General features: G+C 71.4%; 4 protein-coding genes. All 4 read right to left on the reverse strand.

Annotated features, from left to right (window positions below; translation table 11 throughout):
* The coding region (locus D7W79_RS38985) for an ABC transporter permease (protein ID WP_120530305.1) at nucleotides 1-761 on the reverse strand (761 nt) is incomplete at its 3' end.
* On the reverse strand, nucleotides 758-1,747 hold the full coding sequence (locus D7W79_RS38990) for an ABC transporter ATP-binding protein (RefSeq protein WP_120530306.1): 990 nt from the start codon (nucleotides 1,745-1,747) through the stop codon (nucleotides 758-760). The genes D7W79_RS38990 and D7W79_RS38985, both read right to left, overlap by 4 nt.
* 39 nt (nucleotides 1,748-1,786) lie before the next feature.
* Nucleotides 1,787-2,671, reverse strand: a complete 885-nt coding sequence (gene cyoE / locus D7W79_RS38995) for a heme o synthase (protein WP_120530307.1) — start codon at nucleotides 2,669-2,671, stop codon at nucleotides 1,787-1,789.
* Nucleotides 2,672-2,878: 207 nt separating this feature from the next.
* Nucleotides 2,879-4,683: tetratricopeptide repeat protein (locus D7W79_RS39000; protein ID WP_244222217.1), on the reverse strand; the 1,805-nt coding region annotated here is incomplete at its 5' end.

Raw genomic sequence — 4,683 nt, forward strand, 5'->3', positions numbered from 1 at the left:
GAGACAGCCCCGTACAGCGCGCGGCGCACGCCCTCCACGGAGAAGCGCATCGGGTTGAGCCGCATCACCCACGACAGCACCGGCCCCGCGCCCTTCACCGGGAACATGGCCCCGGAGAGCACCCACATGGGCAGCATCACCAGGCTCATCACCGCGTGGTAGCCCGCGCTCGACTTCACCCACCACGCGAGCGCCATGCCCATGCCGGTGAGCGCCAGCGCGGACAGCACCATCACCGCCGCGAGCAGCGCGTAGTCCACCGCCTTCACGTCCACGCCCGCCAGCGGCGCGAAGAGCAGGAACAGCGACGCCTGCATGAGCGCGATGGAGGAGGAGCCCAGCGCCTTGCCCAGCACCACCGCGAGCCGCGAGCCCGGCCCCGCGAGGACCGCCTGGAGGAAGCCCTCTTTGCGGTCCTCGATGACGGTGATGGTCGCGAAGATGGCGCTGAAGAGCACCACCATGGTGACGACGCCCGGGAAGAAGAACTGCTGGTAGCCCAGCCCCTGCGCGCCCTCCACGCGGAACGAACCCGCGAACCCGGAGCCGATGACGAACCAGAACAGGATGGGCTGCGCCAGCGCGCCAATCACCCGGCTGGGCTGCCGGAAGAAGCGCACCACGTCGCGCGACAGCAGCACCCGCACGGTGGCCCACTGCAGCGCCAGCGTTCCCTGCTCCCGGCGCCGGGCCGGAGCGGCGGGCGCATTGACGGGCGCCTCGACGGAGGACGGAACAGGCACGGGGATGTCAGCGCTCATCGGCGTTTCCTCGGCGCGGGCGTGGGCGCGGGAGCATCCGCCCCCAGCGCCTTCCCGGTGAGCTGGAGGAACACGTCCGCCAGCGTGGGCCGGCGCAGCGACACGGAGGCGAACCGTCCCGGGGGGAAGGCCTCCACCAGCCGCGGCACCAGCGCATGTCCCTGCGAAGCCTCCACCTGCACCCGCCCCTCCACCACCTTCGCCTCCAGCCCCAGCCGCTCCGTCACCTGCGCGGCCAGCGCCTCCGGCTCCGGGGCCTCCAGGGTCAGGATGTCGCCGCCCATGCGCGAGGCGAGCGCCCGGGGCGTGTCGCACGCCACCAGCTTCCCGGCGTCCAGCACCGCCAGCCGGTCGCACCCTTCGGCCTCATCCGCGCGGTGCGTGGTGAGCAGCACGGTGACGCCCTGCGCGTCGCGCAGCCGCTTGAGGTGCGTCCAGAACGTGCGGAAGGCCGCCTCGTCCAGGCCCTGCGTGGGCTCGTCCATCAGAACCACGCGCGGCTGGTGCACCAGCGCTCGCGCCAGCTCCAGCCGCCGGCGCATGCCGCCCGACCAGGTGCCCACCTTCTCATCGCCCCGGTCCAGGAGGCCGATGAGCGACAGCATCGTCTCCACGCGCGCCTTGGCGTCCGCGCCACCCAGCCCGTACAGCCGCGCGCCCAGGAGCAGGTTCTCCCGGGCCGTCAGCAGGTCGTCCAGGCTGCTGCGCTGGAAGATGATGCCCATCTGGCGCCGCAGCGCGGGGTCGCTCAGGGACAGCACCCTGCCGGCGAAGTGCACCTGCCCCGCGTCCGGCGCGAGCAGGCCCGCGAGCAGCTGGAAGGTGGTGGACTTGCCGGCGCCGTTGGGCCCCAGGAGGCCCAGGATTTCGCCCGGCTGCACGGACAGCGACAGCCCGTCCACGGCGGTGCGCCCGCCGAAGCGGCGCGTGAGCCCCTCGATGCGCAACAGCGGCGGGGGCGGGGTCGGAACGGAGGTGTCAGGCATGCGAAAGGCGGCCTCGCGCCTGGACGCCGCGCGAGGGCGCTAGCCGCGGGGGATGCGGTCCAGCGCCATCACGGCGAACAGGCCGGTGAGATACACGAGCGAGTACAAGAACGTCTGGCGCGCCCAGGGCTTCCCCAGGTGCTTGAAGAAGCCCCACGCTCCCAGCCCGAGGAAGCCCAGCCCCAGCACCACCGCCGCCGCCAGGTACCACGTGCCGGCGATGTGCAGCTGGAAGGGCAGCAGCGTCATGGGCACCAGTGCCACCAGGTAGAGCACCACCTGCGCGCGGCTGGACTCGTCCCCGCGCTCCAGCGGCACGGACTTGAGCCCCGCGGCGGCGTACTCGTCCTTGCGAAACAGCGCGATGGCGATGAAGTGCGGCATCTGCCAGAGGAACATGATGGCGAACAGCGCGAAGCCGCCCGCGTCCACCTGGTCCGTCACCGCCGTCCAGCCCATCAGGGGCGGCAGCGCGCCGGGGATGGCCCCCACCAGCATCGCCGCGGACGTGCGGGCCTTGAGCGGCGTGTAGGCCAGCACGTAGCTGAGCAGTGCGATGAGCCCCAGCACGCCGGTGAGCAGGTTGGCCCCCATCACCAGCGCGGGCAGGGACACCGCCGCCAGCGACAGGCCGAACCACAGCGCCGTGCTGGGGTCCATGCGCCCGGCGGGCAGCGGCCGGTTGCGCGTGCGCGCCATGAACTGGTCGCTGTGGCGCTCCCAATAGCAGTTGAACGCGTTCGCCGCGCCCACCGTCCCCGCCGTCGCCAGCAGCGTCACCAGCGCCCGCACCGGCGTGAAGTGCCCCGGAGCCAGGAACATGCCGCCCGCCGCGGTGATGAGCACCAGCGACGACAGCCTCGGCTTGGTGAGGGAGATCAGGTCGGACGCGGTGGAGGACTGGGACAAGGCACGCGCGCTCAAGCGGACTCCAGCAGGAGGCCCCTCAACCGTGGTCGCTACCGGTCAGGGGGTGTGGGGTGGACCCTCCCATACCGTCACCCGGCAGGGGTGGCAAGGCTCCGGCACCCCGCCACATCAGCCTGCCTTGTCGCCCCCCTTCAAAAACGAAGCGCCGCGAATGCCCGGAAGGGGACATCGCGGCGCTCCGGGGACAGCGGGAGGCGGGGGTCAGTTCCCCGCGAGCCGTTGCGCGTCGGCGAGGTACTCGCCCTTGGGCTCGCGCTTCACGTACTCCTGCGCCAGCGTCTTGACCTTGCCCGACTGCTTGGGGTCCTTGGAGAGCAGCGACGCGTAGAAGTAGTACACCGGCGTGTAGTTCTCGTCGGCCTGCAGCGCGCGCTGGTAGGTCTCGTCCGCCTTCGCCGTGTCGCCCTTGCCCTGGTAGACGCGGCCCAGCTCCGTGAGCGCGTTGGCGACGCGGTCCGGCTGGCCGAAGAACTCCTGGCTGGCCTTCTCCAGCTGCTCCTTCGCCTTGTCCCACTCCGAGCGCTCCCGGTAGATGGCGCCCATGGCGAGCCGGGCCTCCGGGTTCTTGGCCTTCGGGTCCTTCACCGCGCGCTGGTACTGCGCGAGCGCGTCATCCAGCTTGTTCTGGCGGCGGTAGGCGTTGCCCAGCATCACCACCAGCTTGGGGCTCTCGCCCATCGTCTTGAGCGCGGTGACCAGGGCCTCGGAGGCCTCCTTCTCACCACCCGGCTTGCCCATGAGGGCCTTGGCCAGCTCGACGTGGAACTGCGCGCGGCTGCCGTCCACGCGGATGGCCTTGCGGATCTCCTCCGCGGCCGCGTCGAAGTTGCCCTCCGCCAGCAGGCGGCGGCCCTTGATGAGGTTGAGCTCCGGGTTCTGCTTGTCGAGCGCGAAGCCGGTCTCCTCCGCCTTCGTCACCTCCTGCTTCGCCTTCGCAGGATCCGCCGGCACGCCCGTCACCTCGGTCAGCTTCTGCTGCATGTCCGGCTTGAGCGTGGGCATGGCCAGCGCCACGCGGGCGATGAGCAGCGAGCGCGCGAGCTGCGCGGTGGCGAGCTGGCGCGGGCTGGGCGGGGGCTCCGCCTCCAGCAGCTTCTTGATGTCCCGGCTGGCCACCGCGTAGTTCGGCTCGTCCTGCTCCAGCATGAGGAGCGAGCGGCCCAGCAGCGACTCCGGGTGGTCCTTCTCGTAGCGCAGGGCGAAGTCGTAGTTCTTCCAGGCGGTGTTGTCCTGGCCCAGCCGGCGGTACACCGCGCCCAGGCCCGCGTAGACGCGCGGATCATCCGGCGCCAGCGCCTGCGCGCGCTCCAGGCTGTCACGCGCGCGCTCCAGGTCGCCCGCGTTCATCTGGATGAGGCCCAGCGTGAGGTACAGGAGCGAGGACGCCTTGTTCTGCTCGTTGAGCTCCTTGACCTGCGTCTCCAGCGCGGCCAGCGCGCCCTTGCCGTCACCGCTGTAGGTCTTGATCAGCGCCTGCGCGGCGATGAGGTGGCTGGACAGCTCCTTGCCCTTCTGGGCCGCGGCCAGGTGCTCCTCGGCCTGCCGGCGCGCGTCGTCGCCGCCGCCGTGCTCACCCCAGCGGATGGCGTACGCGTACGCGAGGTAGCCGTGGGCCGCGGTGGAGTCCGGGTCCACCTCCAGCGCCAGGTCCGCCGCCTCGCACGCCTTCTTGTAGCTGGCGAACGAGTCGTGCTTGAGCTGCTCGGTGGCGACGTCCAGGTTCTTCTTGAGCTCGCGGCCGCGCTTCTTGACCTGCGCCGAGTAGAAGCCATACCCACCCGCGAACAGCGGGATGAGGATGAGCAGGACCAGCGACAGCATCTTGCTGCCCTTGCCCTTGGCCGCACCCTGGCGGCGCGGCGACGGCTCGTCGTCGTCGTCCTCCACCTCTTCCACCACCACCTGCGGGCGGCGCTGGGTGGGGCGCGGGGCGGAGTCGTCGGAGGTCCGCGCCGTGCGGGCCGCCTGCTGCGACGGGGCGTTGATGCGGCCCACGGGCGTACCTG

It is taken from the genome of Corallococcus exercitus, assembly GCF_003611585.1.
Taxonomy (GTDB): domain Bacteria; phylum Myxococcota; class Myxococcia; order Myxococcales; family Myxococcaceae; genus Corallococcus; species Corallococcus exercitus.